Here is a 14395-nt window from a genome sequence, read left to right on the forward strand (position 1 = left end):
CATGGAATTCCATGGTAGGTTAATGTCGCTGGAGGTGTGGCAGAGCGGCCGAATGCACTGGTCTTGAAAACCAGCGTGGGGAAACTCACCGCGGGTTCAAATCCCGCCGCCTCCGCCAGTGGACTACCGGTGGTGCCTTTTGTATTTTAGGCGCCACCGGTTTTTATCTCAGGTGCTAGCGATTGTTTTTATGTGCAATACCCTGGGCAAGAAGGGCAAGAATTCGCCTGGCATAACACTAGGGGACGGAGCGTTAGGATTTTGATTTTTTATTGGCGATAAAGAACCAGACTGCTCCTACGAGCAGTGCCACGACTGTGAATCCGATACCGATTTCTTTTGCTTTTCCGCCGCGACATCGGCATAATTTTGCTCCGAAAAAGCTGGCGCGATGACTAGGCAGTAGACCCAGATACCGGCGATGACCGCAGCAAATGAGCGAACGATTCTCTTGGGCGCAGTGGAGCTAGACATTGATGCTCTCCTCTTGATCCTCAGCAAACCTTGATGAAGTCAATATTGTCCGCAAACCTTGATGAAGTCAATGCTGATATTGGCTCCGGTGCCCTAGTGTGCCGCCTGTGCTAACGATAAGCCGTAGGGGGTGAAACAAAGCAGAACGGGTTGTGGCAAGAAGTGTTGGGGTAGGGAAGTTTCTGGATAGGCATAATGCCTTGCGAAATACGGCGGAAATTCGGTAAATGTAGACTGATCTGTCTGCATTATGTGCTGTAGTTCGATGGTTGGATTTCCGGTAAACTTGCACTTCAATATGTATTGTGGAGACCGTTCTGTCTATTAAATAGCGCTGAATGAATGAAATTATCGCATTCATGACAGACAGTGTGGTCTACTGTCTGTCATGGCTGATACAGAGATCACATTGCACTGGTACCTACCCACCTACGGCGATTCCCGACTAATTATTGGCGGCGGGCACGGCGGCGGCATCTATCACGGGGAGCGCGAACCCACGCTGTATTACCTCACGCAAATCGCACTAGCGGCAGAGGCGAACGGCTTTGAATCCCTACTCACACCGACCGGTCAGTGGTGCGCGGATTCGTGGGTCACCGACGCGGCGTTGCTGGCGCGAACTTCTCGCATCAAATTCCTCATTGCTTTTCGCCCAGGGCTAGTCAGCACACCCTTGATCGCGCAGCAAACACAAACCCTGCAGGAATTATCCGGCGGTCGTGTGCTACTCAACGTCGTCGTGGGCGGCGAGGACATTGAGCAAAGAGCCTATGGCGATTACACCACTAAAGAGCAGCGTTATGCCCGAGCCGATGAAGCGCTGGCCTTGGCGCAGGATTTGTGGACTAGCCAGGAACCAATCACGCGGCAGGGAACCTACGAAACGGTAGAAAACGCACAATTAGCAAAACGTCCAGAGACCACCCCGCGCATCTTTTTCGGCGGTTCCTCGCAGCCCGGCATCGAGGTCGCCGGGCGACGGGCCGATGTGTATTTAACCTGGGGAGAAACCCCAGACAAGGTGGAAGAAAAACTGGAACGGGTCCGGCAATCTGCTGCCGCAGCTGGTCGGGAAATTGAGTACGGTATCCGGCTGCACATCATTGCCCGGGATACTTCGCAGCAGGCCTGGGCGGAAGCGCAGCGGCTGCTCGATAGTGTGGACCCGGAAGAAGTGCAGAAAATTCAAAAAGATCTTGCCCGTTCGCAATCGGAAGGGCAGCGCTTGCAAAGCGAACTGCACGGGCAAGGTAAGGATTTTGTTTCGGGTGCCGACGCCCGTGAGCTGGAAATCGCTCCCAACCTGTGGGCGGGCGTCGGACTGCTGCGCGGTGGCGCGGGCACCGCGCTGGTAGGCAGCTACCAAGAAGTTGCGCAGCGGCTGGCGGAATATCGTGATGCTGGAATCAAGCATTTCATTGTGTCGGGCTACCCACATTTGGAAGAAACCTGGACCGTGGGTGAAGGCGTCGTTCCGCAGCTGCAAAAGCTGGGGTATCCGGTGACCAACCGCTAAGGGCGTTATAGAAATGCTATTCTTTATCTCGAAAGCCCCGGAACGATCCCTGCACTACGAAAGTAGGAGTAAATCGCCGGGGTTATTGATTTTTCAACGGCAACATCGACATAATTTTGACCAGAAAAAGCTGCTGCTAGGACTAGGTCCAGTTGCCGACGATGACTACGCCATTCTAGCCTCGGGCGCGTACCGGGTTGGTGATCATCGCAACGATGCTGCGCGCGAAAGCGAAAATGCCGGCGCCAAAGGCGGCGGACCAGAAACCGTCGATGGTGAAAGTGATACCCCAAATGTTGATGGCGTTGGTAATCACCGAAGCCAGCCACAGGATCGCGATATTGACGATGAAAGAAAACAAACCGAGCGTCAGGCAGTTAATCGGCGCGCCCACTGTGCGCACGATCGGGCCGACGGTGGAGTTGACCACCATGAATGCGGCAGCGATGATTCCCAACGCGATAGCGGGGTCGAAAGATTCGTCGACCAGCAGCTTATTCGGACCGGTGTAATTCACGCCTGGCACCAGCCACACAGTCACCGCCAAGGCCGCGGCGATGGTCACGATATTCAGCAGCAGCGCCAGGGCACGCATTAGGCAGTCACCTTCTCCCACGCGGCAAGCAGGGCAGCAGTTTCTTCTGCGGTGGTGGCGGTAATGCGCAGACCTTCGTCGAACGCGCGCACCAACACGCCGGATTCTGCCAGCTGTGCGGCGACGTCTTGCGGCTTATCCTGCAAAGATTCCGCCGGGATCCACACAAAATTAGCGAAAGATTGCGTGAGCCCCAGCTCGTCGGCAAGCCGGTCGCGGTGCTGGATGGTCTCGGAAATCCGTTCATTAAGCTCGTCGCCAGCCTCCAACGACGCCACTGCCGCCGCCTGCGCCACCGCAGACACGCTAAACGGAATGGCGACCTTCGCTAAAACCGTAATGATGTCCGGGTTGCCGAAGGCATAACCGACGCGCAGGCCGGCCAGCCCGTAAGCCTTGGAAAACGTGCGCAAACCGATCACGTTCGGGTACTGCTGCACGGCCTCGGTGGCCAGCGGGGTGTCGTCGGCGGTGTTGTATTCCACATAAGCCTCATCCAAGGCGACGACGACGTCGGCAGGCACCCGGTCCATGAACTCACGGAATTCCTCGGTGCTGACGGTGGTGCCGGTGGGGTTATTCGGGTTGCACACGAAAATCAGGCGGGTGCGCTCGGTAATGGCATCGGCCATGGCGGGAAGGTCATTGCGCAGCTCGCGCAGGGGGACCGGTACGGCGGTAGCGCCAGTGACCTGGGTGAAAATCGGATAGGCCTCAAAGCTGCGCCACGGAAAGATGACTTCGTCGCCCGGTTGGCAGGTGATGGTTACCAATTGTTGGCACAGCGCGGACGAACCCGTACCGACGGTGACGCTGTTTTCGTCGGCTAGACCCAACTTGGTGGCAAGCTGGCGGCGCAGCTCCACGGCTCCCATGTCCGGGTAGCGGTGGGATTGCGCGGCGGATTCGGCAATCGCCTCGGAAACACTCGGCAGCGGCGCGTGGGCGGATTCGTTAGAAGAAAGCTTGACTGCATCCGGCATGCGCTTGCCGGGGACGTAGGCGGGCAGTGAATTCAGATCTTCTCGCAACATGTGCGCAAGTGTAGTCGCATCTGATTGGCGCGAGGGCATGCTAACGGTTATGCTAGATCGCGTTGGAGATGTGCCAGAGCGGCCGAATGGGACTCACTGCTAATGAGTTGCCTGCTTAACGGCGGGCCGGAGGTTCGAATCCTCTCATCTCCGCAGGCTAGCCCCGGCAAGGATTTTTCTTGCTGGGGCTTTCGCATTGGCACGGGTTGCGAGATGCCCGGGCGCGGGCCGCAGGCTACAGGGGTGCAAGGTTGCGGGGGTTGCAATGCTGGCTGCCTGGTCTATGCTTAGCGCATGAAAGCAGCTTTTCGCTTTGACGGCATTGATTTAGCCCGCGGTCTTGCCATCGTCGGCATGGTGTTTGCGCATTTGGGCCCCACCGGTTTTGATGGCGGGGTTATTGCGGACTACACGACCACCGCTTTTGCCGGTTACCCTTCGGCACTGTTCGCGGTGCTGGCGGGCGTTTCTTTAGGCCTTTTTCACGAGCGCGGGGCCGATGATCCCGTGCGCACGCGCCTGGCGACGCTGGTGCGTGGTGTGATTCTTTTGGTCGCGGGCACGTTGATGTCGATGGTGCAGTCCACCATCGCGATCGTGCTCAGCACCATTGCCGTGATTTACCTGCTGTTGTTCTGGTTGCCGCGTTGTAAAACCTGGGTGATCGCCGTCATCATCGCGGTGCTTGCGGCGGTCTCCTCAGTGGGCTTTGTGCTGGTTGATCTCGTGCCATTCGGTTTTGAGCTGTTCATGCCGCCGTACCCGGTGCTGGCGTGGCTGACCTACGGTGCCGTGGGCGTTCTGGTGCACCGCTTCCTGGTGGGCAACACGAAGGCCCAGGCCATTGCGGTGGTACCTGCGTTGCTGCTTGCGGCTGTGGGTTTTGTTATTCGTGTGAACAGTGCCGCGGTTGTGCCGGATGAGCTGCTTGTCGACGCCGCCGAGCCGCAGTTTGATAGCGCCCCGCTTGTGCAATTGCTGTTGACGCAGAGCTTTGAGCCGCACACCGGAATGTTCGGTGATCTGTTGGCGAGCATCACCTGCGCCATCGCGGTGATCTGCCTGTGCTGCCTGTTGTGCCAGGTGCGTTGGGCGAATATTCTTGCCTATCCGCTGCGTGCGGTGGGGGCGATGGCCTTGACGACGTACGTCGCACACGTGTTTATCGCGGGCTTTTTCATGCTCGGTGGCATTCCGTTGGATGTTGGCAAGACTTACACTATGGGTGGTACTGGCCCGACCCAGTATTCGAGGCTTGAGCCCGCTAAAGGTAGCGTGCATGAAAGTACGGAATCCGAAAGTGCAGCCGAAACTGACAAACCTGATGAACCTGCCTTACCTGACCCGAGCTTTCAGCGCTACCAAGAAATCATTCAAGAAGCGGATACCTGGCAGGAATATGACGAGCTGACCGCGGAATTTTGGGATGATAAGTCCAAAGGCTGGATTCTGGGCGACGACGAGTTCGATCCAGGTGAGCTGGATGCGAAAAGCGCCGGTCATCGCAATGATTGGGCTACTGCTGCGTGGAATGCCCTGGGGCTGATCGTGTTCGCTGCGGTGTGGAAAGCGTTTTTCCGGCGCGGGCCGCTGGAATGGGTGGTGGCGAAGCTTATTAACAGGGCAGTGTTGCGCAAAGAACCCAGCATGCAATAGGGTAGCCATACCTTAAAGATGGAGGTTGTATGCTCACCCCGGAAACCTGTGCACAAAACCTGACCCGGCGCATTCTGGGCGGCGCTGGCACGTTATCGCTGGTCCCGCTCGATATCGACGCCACCGTGTCCATCGCGGTGGCCGCGCACGGCTTTGACCACCACGGCCAGATGATTATCGCCTGCCACGTCGACGACGTCGCGTGCCTGACTGACGGGCGCGTGCGCTTGGATGGCATAAAGAAGGCCTTGGAATTGAGCACCGATATCACCATCGCCAGCCTGCATGCCGTGGCAGAAGTCGAATGGCAGGCCGGTTGGTACGCAGCGCAAGACCTGGTGGAAGAACCCACCCCGTTTTTGCGCTTCGGCATCGTGACTTTGGACCACGCGCACCTGCACTGGCCGTGTGGGGCAAGCTTGGTGCGGATGGCGGAATTACACGAAGGCAATGCACAGCACACCACCGAGCGCATCGACGAATTTGCCGCGCGTGAAGTGCTCGATGGCGTCGGCAAACGACGTTTGGCCACCTTGCATGAGGAAGTGATGGCCGGGGTGACCGATGGACTGGTGCTCAGTGACCGCACGCAACCGATGTGCCCGCACTGGAACGGGCAAGTCTGGGTCGCGGATGTCAACGAATGCGGGTTTATGCTGATCGCCGCAGGCGCGGACCGCATGAGCGTGACCATGGTCGGGTTTGCCAGCCCGGCAGAGTCCCTGGTGAATTTTGAAAGCGCGGTCAAGGCTCTGGCGCGGTAGCTCTCATCTGTTGAGTAGCGGGGAGTAGCCGTGAGCAATGGTGAGCAGTGATGAGCGGTGGATTCTGGAGCGCGCCCACGTGTGCCCTCGAGCGTCCTGGCGGAATTTTTTATAACTGCCTAACGGGTATATTCTAGCCGGAGCTTACTGGGTTTCCTATCTGCCCAGGGGTTTGTCCGGCCGGTAGAGGCGTTCGATGATCCTGTAAGGGAGGTGCGTTATGCACGATGCAGCAGTAGAAGCAATTGACGAACTAGAAGGTCTGCTGAGGAGTCACGACGACGTACCTCCGAAAGAGGCGCTGCGATTACGTAAACTGCTGGATGAACCCCCCATTAAAGACATCGTCTCGCTGGTAGAACGCTCCAACGCCACCCGTGCCGCGGTGGTGCTGCGGCTGCTGTCGCGGGAACGCTCGATTGCGGTGTTCGACGCTTTGGACGCTGCCCACCAGGCCGACGTGATCGGTGCGCTGGGCAATAAAGACGTCTATTCCTTCTTCGATGAGTTGGACCCGGACGACAGGGTGTCGCTGATCGACGAGCTGCCGGCGGAAATTGCCGACCGGCTGCTGAAGAACCTGGATAAAACCGAGCGTGATGTCACCGGCGTCATCCTGGGTTACCCGAAAGGTTCGATTGGCCGCCGCATGTCGCCGGAGGTGCCGGAAATCCACGAGGATATGACGGTCAACGAGGCCATGACCCTGCTGCGCAAGGAAGCCGATGACCTGGAAACGCTGTATTCCATCCCGGTGACGCGCCGGGATCGCCGCCTGGTGGGCGTGACCTCGCTGCGTGAGCTGTTTTTGGCGCACGGCGACCGCAAAGTGAAATCCGTGATGGCGGATCCGATTTTTGCGTGCGCTAATGACGACGCCGAGGAAACCGCGCGTTGGTTCTTGCCGCTGGACTTGCTGGCGATGCCGATCGTGGATCACACAGAACGCCTGGTGGGCATTCTGACCTTCGACGATGCGCAAGACATCGTGGAGGAAGAAGACAGCGAGGACTCCGCCCGTGCCGGTGGTGCCGAGCCGCTGCAACAGCCGTACATGTCGACTCCACTGGTCAAGATCATGCGCTCGCGTATCGTGTGGCTGCTGGTGCTAGCGGTTTCTGCGCTGTTGACGGTGCAGGTGCTGGACGCTTTTGAAGGCACCCTGGAAAAAGCCGTGGTGCTCTCGCTGTTTATTCCGCTGCTGACCGGTACCGGCGGTAACACGGGTAACCAGGCCGCGACGACGGTGACTCGTGCGTTGGCGCTGGGCGACGTGCGAAAACGCGATATCGCGCAGGTGATGTGGCGCGAGCTGCGCGTGGGCCTGATGCTGGGTATTACCTTGGGCACGCTGGGGTTGGTCTTGGCGACGCTGGTGTATGGCTCTGATATTGGATTCGTGATTGGCCTGACGCTGCTGAGCGTGTGTGCGATGTCGGCGACCGTCGGTGGTGCGATGCCGATCGTCGCCAAGACTGTCGGTGCAGATCCGGCCGTATTTTCCAACCCGTTCATTTCGACGTTCTGCGATGCGACGGGCTTGATTATCTATTTCTTGATTGCCAAAACCATTTTGGGGATTTAGGCGGTGCCCATGGGTTAGGATTTAGGCACCCTAGCCCATATGACATAGAGCAAGAAATGGACTCGTTATGAGCACCCCGCAAGTACACGAGAACACCTCGAAGGCCGAAGGCCAGGACTCCGAGGTCCGTGAACGTCGTGAAACCACCCGCCAGTACACCGGCTTGCTCGTCGGCATTGCGCTGGCGGTTGTGGTGTATCTGATTTTTCCGTCGAATGCAGTGGATACGCTGAGCCAGTCCGCCGGTGCGGACCCGGAAGCTGATTACAGCCTGCAATCGCTGCGGATTGTCGCTGCGATAACGGTGCTGATGGGCACCTGGTGGATGACAGAAGCTATTCCGCTGGCCGCCACGGCGATGGTTCCGTTGGTGGTCTTCCCGCTATTCCAAGTTGGCGAGTTTTCTGATGTCGCCACGCCGTATGCCTCGGCGACGATCTTCCTGTTCTTGGGCGGCTTCTTGATCGCGCTTGGCCTGCAACGCTGGAACGTGCACCGCAGGATCGCGTTGTTGGTGGTGCTGGTGGTGGGCACTTCGCCGAAGCGGCTGATTTTGGGCTTCATGATCGCGACTGGCTTTTTATCCATGTGGGTGTCGAATACCGCCACGGCCGTCGTCATGCTTCCGATTGGTATGTCGGTGCTGCAGCTGACCGCCGATGTTGTTGGTGGTATGCGCAAGCAGGCGAAATTCGCCACTGGTTTGATGCTGGCCATTGCGTATTCGGCCTCGATTGGTTCGCTGGGTACTTTGATCGGTACCCCGCCGAATGCGCTGCTGGCTGGTTATATGAGCGAGGCGCACGGCTACACCATCGGTTTTGCGCAGTGGATGATGGTGGGTATGCCCATCGCGGTGGTTTTCGTGTTCATCGCCTGGGCGGTGCTGGTCACGGTGTTCAAGCCGGAGATGACGGAGATCCCCGGTGGACGCGAGCTGATCAAAAAAGAATTGCACGAGATGGGCAAGTGGACCGGTCCGCAGATTGGCGTGAGCATCATCTTCGTGTTGGCCGCGGTGTCGTGGATTTTCGTGCCACTAATTTTGGACCAGTGGCTAGAGATCGAAACCGGCTACCAGGATGCCATCGTCGGTATCGCAGCAGGCCTGCTGATGTTCGCTATCCCGGCGGACAAAAAGGGCACCCGCCTGATGGACTGGAAAACCGCCAATGAGCTGCCGTGGGACGTGCTGTTGCTGTTCGGCGGTGGCCTGGCGCTGTCGTCGATGTTTACCAAGACGGGGCTGTCGCTGTGGATCGGTGAGATCGCTAAGGGGCTGGGCTCGTTGCCGCTGTTCCTGTTGATTTTCGCGGTCGCTGGCCTGGTGTTGATTTTGACGGAATTTACCTCGAATACGGCAACTGCGGCGACGTTCTTGCCAATCATGGGCGGTGTCGCCGTCGGCATTGGCTTGACCGAGAACGCCGATCACAACGTCCTGGTGCTGGCGATTCCGGTCGCGCTGGCTGCTACCTGTGCGTTCATGCTGCCGGTGGCCACCCCGCCCAACGCCATTGCCTTTGGTTCCGGCTATGTGCGCATCGGCGACATGATCAAGGGCGGCGTGTGGCTCAACGTCGTGGCTGTGATCTTGACGACGCTGGTGGTCTATTTCGTTGCCATCCCGGTCTTCGACATCGTTCTGTAGCTGTGGTGTAGTTGGCTGTAGCTGTTCTTTTTTATGTACTCTGTACTGGCGATTTGGCAAAAATATCGATGGCCAGTATAGTGAATTCTCGTTGCACAGGACGGCAGCCGCAAGGTTGCATGACAGTGTAGCGGGAAGCGCCCGTAGCTCAACGGATAGAGCATCTGACTACGGATCAGAAGGTTGGGGGTTCGAATCCCTCCGGGCGCACCATAACAAATCTCGAGTTGTCGTTCTAAGAATGGCCGCTCGAGATTTTTCGTTGCCTGGGGTGGTGCCAGTTACAGGGTACTGACACCTTCGCGGACGAGATACTCGACGCACGCAGCAACGTCGTCATAGATATAGGCTCGCGCTAATAGATCATTAAAAGTTTCGGACACACTTAAGTCCTGATCACTGTACGGAACCGTTAGGATCTTTCGCTCCGGCAGTAACAAGAGATTAGCCGCTAAGAGCGCGGTACGTTTATTTCCATCACCAAAAGGCTGTGCTTTGGCGAGCAGCACGAATAGGGTGGCGGCTGCTTTATCTGCGGGCTGGTTGCGAGCTTCGGTAATGATGCTATGTAAATCTGCCTCGGTCGCGGCTTTCGGGCGGTGGTCGCCGTAGCGGGTCGCAACCCCGATATTGTCACTATCGCTACGGAAAACACCGGGCTGTAGCGCTGCAGAACGAGTCATCGCTTGATTGATTGCAATGATTGTCTGTGGGGTCAATTGTTCGTGGCTATTGTGAGCACGGGTGATGATTTGCGCGGCGTCGCTGAGATCTTTGAGTAGCTCTAGATCTGCCCGGCTGGTAATACCACTGGTATCGCCGCCTGCGATAAATGATTGGGTGGCGGCTCTGCTGCACTGTAGATTTTCAAAAACTGTGCCCGCAGAGTGAATCACGTCGACGAGGTTTATTGCGTTAACCACAAAGCAAAATCCTACGGCCAAAATTCCGGTACCAACAACTAAAATGGGCGGTGGGCCTGGTCCCCGAAAGCCCGCCGGTGCAGGCACAAGGCCCTGATTCATGAGCAATACTGAAGCAATACCGGCTGTGAGGAGCTCGCATGTTATCCAAGCAAGACGCAGGCATCATTATTGATGAAAAGCGCCAAGAGAAAGGCCTGAGCTGGTCAGAGCTCGCCGAGCGCGCCCAGCGCCCGAATGTGTGGCTGGTTTCTGCGGTGCTGGGCATGCACCCAGTGCCAGAAGACGTTGCTGAGTTTTTACAAAACGAACTGGATCTTGACGACGAGCTGGTGAAGGCTTTGCGCCGCCAACCAACTCGCGTTCCGGAGCGTGAAATCGCCACTGACCCGACGATTTATCGTTTTCACGAACTCATCGATGTCTATGGCCCTGCACTGAAGGCGCTGATCCACGATGAATTCGGCGACGGCATCATGAGCGCGATCAACTGCAGCCTGGATTTCAAGCGTGTGGAACACCCAGGTGGCGACCGCGTGCACATCACCATTGACGGCAAGTACCTGCCCTATGACTGGGTACAGTCCGATAAGCAGTAAGTTTTAGTTTTCTGCGGCGGGCTGGAGTCTGTAGCAAGCCCGCACGCGGTCCCGGAGTCCCGGAGCATCGGTAAAATTCTCCTCAAAGTATTCGTGCGAAAGGACTCCGCAATGCACACCGACAGCACACACTCTGATAGTAACGCTCCCGGCCACCACAATTCTGAGTATCATGCGTCGTCGGCGGCCGCGATGGAGGATCGTTATGCCAGAAATGAGCGCGTGTGGTCTGGGGATCCGAATGCGGCGCTGCTGAACGCGGTTGCGAGCATGGGGCTGGATGTTGCGAGCCCGCGCACCGCGTTGGATATTGGCTGCGGTGAAGGCGCGGATGCCGTGTGGTTGGCGCAGCAAGGTTGGCAGGTCACGGCCATTGATCATGCCCCAACCGCCGTGCGCCGCGCCCAGGAATTGGCGGCTGAAAACGGCGTGCAGATCGACGCACGAGCGGTGAGCTTCCAGGATTTTGAACGGGCCATGTTTGATCTGGTCATCTGCTTTTTCGGGCAGCTTAGCGACGACGATGTGCCGAAGCTGGAATCGCTGGTTGCGCCGAGTGGTTGGCTGATTTTCGTGCATCACGATATGGAATCGGAGAAGTATCTAATGCCGGCGCGCCTGAAAGAGCAGCTGACGGAGTTGGAACTTGTCGACGACTACGTGTTTGACAAGAACCTCGAACGTGGCGGCGGGGCGCACCACCACCGCGATCTGGTGTTGCGTGCCCGACGGCGCTAAAACGTGAAGCAGGATACACTGCAGAGCATGCGAGTATTTTCCCAACCTGAACGGCTGCTGTTTGCTGCCAGCTCGACGATTGCCACTGCTGCCGCGGCTACCGAGCGGCACCGGTTGTTGCGGGTGTTTAAACCGCTAATCGGGGTATCGCTGGCGGGTACCGTGGCGCGCGGCTGGAGGCGTCGGCAAGCAACGGATAATGTGCTTTTGTTGGGGGCTGTAGCCGGGTCTACCTGTGGTGACGTAATTCTGCAGAGTCCTCAGGCCTTGGGCCATGATGCGAAGGCTTCCGGGAATAGTCTGAATGCCGCGGCGTTGGCTTTCGGTGTGGCGCATGTGTGTTATCAGGTGTGTGCGTGGCGGCAGGGAGCTCGAATGCATCCGGGGCTGCTGGCCGTGCACGGCGCAGGGCTGGTGGGGTTGGCGAGCCAGGCTGCCCGGCATGATCCGCGTGTGCTGCCCGCAGCTGCCGGGTACGGGGGCCTGGTGGCGTTGACTTCTGTGTTGGGCACGTCCGGGTTGCTTGGCGGGCAAGATAAAAATACACGCTTTGCCGCTGGTTCCATGCTGTTTTTAGTCAGTGATGCGCTGATTCTGCTGCGGCGGATGTACCTGCAACGCCGTTTCCCTCGTGCGGTCGCGGAGATTGGCGTGATGTCGACTTACACGCTTGCCCAGCGCTTGCTTGTCGACGGCCTCGATTCGAGCCACAAAAAACCGCTTAGCTAAAGGAGACTGCCATGCCGTTGCCACACAGCACCCCGACTTCCGAGATTGGTGCGTTCTCGGAGGTTGGTACCTTGCGCGAGGTCATGGTGTGCGCGCCAGGGCTGGCACACCGCCGGTTGACTCCGAAGAATTGCCAAGAGCTGCTTTTCGATGACGTCATGTGGGTGGATAAAGCTCGCGAGCATCACCAGGAATTTTGCGATCTGATGCGGGAACGTGGAATCGCAGTGTTGGAAATGCACCAGCTATTGGCCGAAACGCTGGATACTGCTGCTGGGCGCGAGTTCATCGTGGATTTTAAGTTAGCCGGGAAGATGGTTGGTGCGGGTATCGCGCTGGATCTGCAGGACTGGTTCGCTGAGCTTAGCTCACAGCAGTTGGCGGAATATCTGATTGGTGGTCTGCCGTTTTCGGAAATCCCGGCTGGGCTAGGACACGGTGAAATTGATGCTCTACGCTTGGCGCATCGCCCGGAAGAATTTGTGCTTTCTCCACTGCCGAATACGTTGTTTAGCCGGGACAATTCAGCGTGGATCTTTGGCGGGGTGTCGTTGAACCCGATGTATTCGCCGGTCCGGCACCAGGAAACTGCACTGACGCGGGCAATTTATCGGTTTCATCCGCGGTTTGCGCACGCAGATTTTCATTTTTGGTACGGCGATACCGATATGGATCCGGGGCTGGCATCGTTGGAAGGCGGCGACATCATGCCGGTTGGTGCTGGTGTGGTGCTGATCGGAATGGGTGAGCGGACTTCGTGGCAGGCAGTCAGTGAATTGGCGGCGAATTTGTTTGCCGCGCAGGAAGCCGAGAAAGTGATTGTGGCGGCGATGCCGTCCGAGCGCGCCTCGATGCACCTGGATACGGTTTTTACTTTTTTGGATGTAGATAAGGTAACGGCGTATCCGCCGGTCGTCGACAAGATTCGCCCGATTGTGCTGCGCCCGGGTGATGCGCCGACGGGGCTGGATGTGGAAGTCGTCGACAAGAATTTTATCGACGTAGTACGTGATGCACTGGGGCTTTCCGAGCTGCTGGTAGTAGAAACTGGCGGGGATTTTTATGGGGCGGCCCGCGAGCAGTGGGATGATGCCAATAATGTGGTCGCGCTAGAGCCTGGAGTGGTGGTTGGCTATGACCGAAATACCTATACCAACAAGTTGATTCGGGCGGCCGGTGTGGAACTGCTCGAGATTGGTTCGGCGGAACTGGGACGGGGCCGCGGTGGTGGGCACTGCATGACGTGCCCGATCACGCGCGACCCGGTGGGGTATTAGGTTCTGCGAAAGCTATTCCCGCGCAAGCCGCCACCGCAGCCTAACCCAGTGCTTTGCTGTATTCCAGGGCCTGCGGGAATAGCTGGTTATTCTCCTTGTGCACGTGTAGGTGCAGGTCGCTGCGGAATTTCGCCAGGCGTTCATTCATCATCTGATACGACGGGCAGGCGTCGTCGGGTGAGGTGAAACCGTCGGTGAGCTCCGCGATGGTGCGCATGAGCATCCCGGCGGCGTCGTGTTCGGCCATAAGGGCGCGTAGCTCGTGGTCCAGGTTGGTTGCCGCGGTGCCGGTGCGCTCCATGGCGGAAATCGCGGGGAAGACGAAGCGTTCTTCGCGGCTGAGGTGCTCGGACATTTCCTCGACGACGGTGTCGAAGAATTCTTTTACTTTCGCCAATTCCGGGTGTGCGTCGCCGTGCACGCGGGCGACTTTGTGCACGAGTTCCTGCAATTCTGGCATTTCGAGCCAGCAATAGGAGTGGTGGATGTCGACGATGTCGTGCGCTTGCGCAGACAAAACCCGGGCGTTGGCGTGCTGGGTAGCCTGGTCGCTGTGCTTGTCGACGCTTCCCGGATTGGCCGGACTGGCGTCGGCAAGAGTGCCTTGGTTGCTTGGTAGCTCGGCGTCGTGCAGTGTGCTGATGAGGTGTTCGACGGGGATTTCCGCGTCTGCGGCTGCCTGGTGTAGCGTGCGGTGGCCGTTGCAGCAGAAATCGATGTGGAATTTTTCGAAAATCTGCGAGTAGCCATAGTCGGTGTTGACGATCTCGCGCAGGGTGGTCTCGGGACGAAATTCCAGCGTGTTCATGGTTTCAATTTTACTCTGGTGGCCCGGGGGCGTCGCTGTGATT

At 57.9% G+C, this 14395-nt stretch carries 14 protein-coding genes and 3 tRNA genes; 12 read left to right on the plus strand and 5 right to left on the minus strand.

The features are described 5' to 3' along the window. Positions 1-30 precede the first annotated feature (30 nt). Positions 31-118: transfer RNA gene (locus ACP8MI_RS00750), tRNA-Ser, on the plus strand. Positions 119-297: 179 nt separating this feature from the next. Here ACP8MI_RS00750 and ACP8MI_RS00755 read toward each other — a convergent pair. After that, the gene (locus ACP8MI_RS00755; RefSeq protein ID WP_490290682.1) at positions 298-474 is read right to left on the minus strand and encodes a hypothetical protein; all 177 of its coding nucleotides are present in this window, start codon (positions 472-474) and stop codon (positions 298-300) included. 388 nt (positions 475-862) lie between these two features. Between ACP8MI_RS00755 and ACP8MI_RS00760 the strand changes: the two genes are divergently transcribed. Continuing rightward, entirely contained in the window at positions 863-1993 is a 1131-nt protein-coding gene (locus ACP8MI_RS00760; RefSeq protein ID WP_049167993.1) for an LLM class flavin-dependent oxidoreductase, read from the plus strand. Positions 1994-2168: 175 nt separating this feature from the next. On the opposite strand, the gene ACP8MI_RS00765 is transcribed toward ACP8MI_RS00760, so the two are convergent. Then, positions 2169-2588 (minus strand): phage holin family protein, encoded by a 420-nt coding sequence (locus tag ACP8MI_RS00765; protein ID WP_049167992.1) that lies wholly within the window; start codon positions 2586-2588, stop codon positions 2169-2171. Continuing rightward, positions 2588-3622: a histidinol-phosphate transaminase gene (hisC, locus tag ACP8MI_RS00770; protein ID WP_284589385.1), complete on the minus strand. Its 1035-nt coding sequence runs from the start codon at positions 3620-3622 to the stop codon at positions 2588-2590. The genes ACP8MI_RS00765 and hisC overlap by 1 nt, the downstream gene beginning before the upstream one ends. Before the next feature lie 64 nt (positions 3623-3686). Here hisC and ACP8MI_RS00775 point away from each other — a divergent pair. From ACP8MI_RS00775 to ACP8MI_RS00800, 6 genes are all read left to right on the plus strand, one after another. Then, positions 3687-3775 (plus strand) — tRNA-Ser (locus ACP8MI_RS00775). A 141-nt stretch (positions 3776-3916) separates the two neighbouring features. Next, the gene (locus tag ACP8MI_RS00780; protein ID WP_284589386.1) at positions 3917-5278 is read left to right on the plus strand and encodes a heparan-alpha-glucosaminide N-acetyltransferase domain-containing protein; all 1362 of its coding nucleotides are present in this window, start codon (positions 3917-3919) and stop codon (positions 5276-5278) included. 29 nt (positions 5279-5307) lie between these two features. Continuing rightward, the gene (locus tag ACP8MI_RS00785; protein WP_049167990.1) at positions 5308-6042 is read left to right on the plus strand and encodes a type 1 periplasmic-binding domain-containing protein; all 735 of its coding nucleotides are present in this window, start codon (positions 5308-5310) and stop codon (positions 6040-6042) included. A 220-nt stretch (positions 6043-6262) separates the two neighbouring features. Continuing rightward, positions 6263-7627: a magnesium transporter gene (gene mgtE, locus ACP8MI_RS00790; RefSeq protein ID WP_018120213.1), complete on the plus strand. Its 1365-nt coding sequence runs from the start codon at positions 6263-6265 to the stop codon at positions 7625-7627. Between the two features lie 67 nt (positions 7628-7694). Then, entirely contained in the window at positions 7695-9278 is a 1584-nt protein-coding gene (locus ACP8MI_RS00795; RefSeq protein ID WP_049167989.1) for an SLC13 family permease, read from the plus strand. Between the two features lie 137 nt (positions 9279-9415). Beyond that, positions 9416-9491, plus strand: a tRNA-Arg gene (locus tag ACP8MI_RS00800). A gap of 68 nt (positions 9492-9559) precedes the next feature. Here the strand turns inward: ACP8MI_RS00800 and ACP8MI_RS00805 are convergent. After that, on the minus strand, positions 9560-10201 hold the full coding sequence (locus ACP8MI_RS00805) for a Fic family protein (RefSeq protein ID WP_049168024.1): 642 nt from the start codon (positions 10199-10201) through the stop codon (positions 9560-9562). A gap of 140 nt (positions 10202-10341) precedes the next feature. Between ACP8MI_RS00805 and cynS the strand changes: the two genes are divergently transcribed. The 4 genes from cynS to ACP8MI_RS00825 all read left to right on the plus strand — a co-directional run bounded on the left by cynS (position 10342) and on the right by ACP8MI_RS00825 (position 13544). Next, positions 10342-10800: a cyanase gene (gene cynS, locus ACP8MI_RS00810; RefSeq protein ID WP_018120210.1), complete on the plus strand. Its 459-nt coding sequence runs from the start codon at positions 10342-10344 to the stop codon at positions 10798-10800. A gap of 111 nt (positions 10801-10911) precedes the next feature. Continuing rightward, positions 10912-11538, plus strand: coding sequence for a class I SAM-dependent methyltransferase (locus ACP8MI_RS00815; protein ID WP_049167988.1), 627 nt, complete (start codon positions 10912-10914; stop codon positions 11536-11538). A gap of 27 nt (positions 11539-11565) precedes the next feature. Further along, positions 11566-12267, plus strand: a complete 702-nt coding sequence (locus tag ACP8MI_RS00820) for a lysoplasmalogenase family protein (protein ID WP_284589388.1) — start codon at positions 11566-11568, stop codon at positions 12265-12267. A gap of 11 nt (positions 12268-12278) precedes the next feature. Beyond that, positions 12279-13544 (plus strand): arginine deiminase, encoded by a 1266-nt coding sequence (locus ACP8MI_RS00825; RefSeq protein ID WP_049167986.1) that lies wholly within the window; start codon positions 12279-12281, stop codon positions 13542-13544. A gap of 40 nt (positions 13545-13584) precedes the next feature. Here ACP8MI_RS00825 and ACP8MI_RS00830 read toward each other — a convergent pair whose 3' ends face one another. Further along, positions 13585-14352: a DUF542 domain-containing protein gene (locus ACP8MI_RS00830; RefSeq protein WP_249606269.1), complete on the minus strand. Its 768-nt coding sequence runs from the start codon at positions 14350-14352 to the stop codon at positions 13585-13587. Positions 14353-14395 lie beyond the last annotated feature (43 nt).

Source organism: Corynebacterium sp. LaCa_70 (genome assembly GCF_058182015.1).

Coding starts and splice junctions, on each gene's coding strand:
- ACP8MI_RS00755 (WP_490290682.1), bottom strand. CDS start 474: ATGTCTAGCTCCACTGCGCCCAAGAGAATCGTTCGCTCATTTGCTGCG.
- ACP8MI_RS00760 (WP_049167993.1), top strand. CDS start 863: ATGGCTGATACAGAGATCACATTGCACTGGTACCTACCCACCTACGGC.
- ACP8MI_RS00765 (WP_049167992.1), bottom strand. CDS start 2,588: ATGCGTGCCCTGGCGCTGCTGCTGAATATCGTGACCATCGCCGCGGCC.
- hisC (WP_284589385.1), bottom strand. CDS start 3,622: ATGTTGCGAGAAGATCTGAATTCACTGCCCGCCTACGTCCCCGGCAAG.
- ACP8MI_RS00780 (WP_284589386.1), top strand. CDS start 3,917: ATGAAAGCAGCTTTTCGCTTTGACGGCATTGATTTAGCCCGCGGTCTT.
- ACP8MI_RS00785 (WP_049167990.1), top strand. CDS start 5,308: ATGCTCACCCCGGAAACCTGTGCACAAAACCTGACCCGGCGCATTCTG.
- mgtE (WP_018120213.1), top strand. CDS start 6,263: ATGCACGATGCAGCAGTAGAAGCAATTGACGAACTAGAAGGTCTGCTG.
- ACP8MI_RS00795 (WP_049167989.1), top strand. CDS start 7,695: ATGAGCACCCCGCAAGTACACGAGAACACCTCGAAGGCCGAAGGCCAG.
- cynS (WP_018120210.1), top strand. CDS start 10,342: ATGTTATCCAAGCAAGACGCAGGCATCATTATTGATGAAAAGCGCCAA.
- ACP8MI_RS00815 (WP_049167988.1), top strand. CDS start 10,912: ATGCACACCGACAGCACACACTCTGATAGTAACGCTCCCGGCCACCAC.
- ACP8MI_RS00820 (WP_284589388.1), top strand. CDS start 11,566: ATGCGAGTATTTTCCCAACCTGAACGGCTGCTGTTTGCTGCCAGCTCG.
- ACP8MI_RS00825 (WP_049167986.1), top strand. CDS start 12,279: ATGCCGTTGCCACACAGCACCCCGACTTCCGAGATTGGTGCGTTCTCG.
- ACP8MI_RS00830 (WP_249606269.1), bottom strand. CDS start 14,352: ATGAACACGCTGGAATTTCGTCCCGAGACCACCCTGCGCGAGATCGTC.